Origin of the sequence: Nonomuraea sp. NPDC049784 (genome assembly GCF_040659615.1) — a bacterium.
GTDB lineage: Bacteria > Actinomycetota > Actinomycetes > Streptosporangiales > Streptosporangiaceae > Nonomuraea.
Map to the genome: position 1 here is coordinate 1 of NZ_JBFAMX010001272.1, position 1,177 is coordinate 1,177.

Sequence of the window (1,177 nt, forward strand, 5' to 3'; positions counted from 1 at the left end):
CGCAGCTCCCGCAGCACGGTCCCGGCCAGCACCTGCTCGGCCTCCGGCAGCACCTCGCGGAAGCGCAGCGACGACATGGCCCACATCCGGTCGGCCAGCCCCACCTTGCCGGCCCGCCCGAGCCGGGCGGCCACGAGAGCGTACGGGTCGTCGGTCTCGTCCCACGCCACAAACTCCAGCCCCAGCCGCGAGGCGGGCGACGCCTCCGCGGCGGGCAGCTCCAGGCGGGGCACCATCATGTACGGGTCACCGGTGGCGGGCACCACAAGGCATGTCAGCCGCTCCAGCGGCTTGGCTTCATATCCGCTCACATAACGCAGATCCGGCCCGGGCGTCAGCAGCAGGGCGTCGAGGCCCGCCTTGGCGGTGGCCTCCTGGACGGCGGCGAGACGGGACACGGGATACAAGTCTGAGGACGTCACAGCCCATAATCTACTCGGACCGCGCCCTCTAAAATCCGCGAAAAGCTCTCACAACGCAGCAGCCCATCGCTACACTCCGTTCATAGTTGATCACGTAGTGTGGGGTCAATTGTCCAGTTCGACTGCACTTCGAGAGTAGGACCATGGTCGACGTCATCGGCGCGGCCGAGCTGCTCAGCCACGAAAGCCACCACAGCAACGGCAGCAACGGCAGCGACGCCGAGATGCTCGCCGCCCGGCTGGCGCACGCGCAGCGGCTCGGCAACATGGGCTGGGCGGAGTGGCACATGCACACCGGCGAGACGATCTGGTCCGACCAGGTGTACCTGATCTTCGGCCGCGACCCCGCCGACGGCCCGATCGCCCTGCCCGAGCTGGCCAAACACGTCGAACATGACGACGTGGGCACGCTCAGCCGGCTCCTGTGGTCGGCCATGGAAGGCGTCGAGCCGGTCCAGGCCGAGTTCCGCATCCGGCGCGGAGGCGAGCTGCGCGACCTGCGCGTCGTGCTCGAGCCGCTGATGGGCCCCGGCGGCCCCGTGGGCCTGCACGGCGTCATCCAGGACATCACCGGCCGCCGCCGCGCCGAACGCATGATGTCGGAGTCGCGCCGCCAGCTCCTGGAAGCCCGCGAACAGGCTGCCGAGGAACGCCACGTCATGCTCGCCCTGCGCGACGCCATCCTCCCCGGCTACGCCGGACGCCTCGACCTGCCGCACGCCAACGTCGCGGTCCGGTACGTGCCCGCCGAGAAG

The 1,177-nt window shown here is 69.8% G+C and carries 2 protein-coding genes; one reads left to right on the forward strand and one right to left on the reverse strand.

Annotated features, from left to right (window positions below; translation table 11 throughout):
- On the reverse strand, window positions 1–407 hold a 407-nt coding region (locus AB0J09_RS65350; protein WP_360714623.1), incomplete at its 3' end, for an aminopeptidase P family N-terminal domain-containing protein.
- A gap of 158 nt (window positions 408–565) precedes the next feature.
- Between AB0J09_RS65350 and AB0J09_RS65355 the strand changes: the two genes are divergently transcribed.
- Window positions 566–1,177, forward strand: a 612-nt coding sequence (locus AB0J09_RS65355) for a PAS domain S-box protein (RefSeq protein WP_360714621.1), incomplete at its 3' end; no start/stop codon positions are given.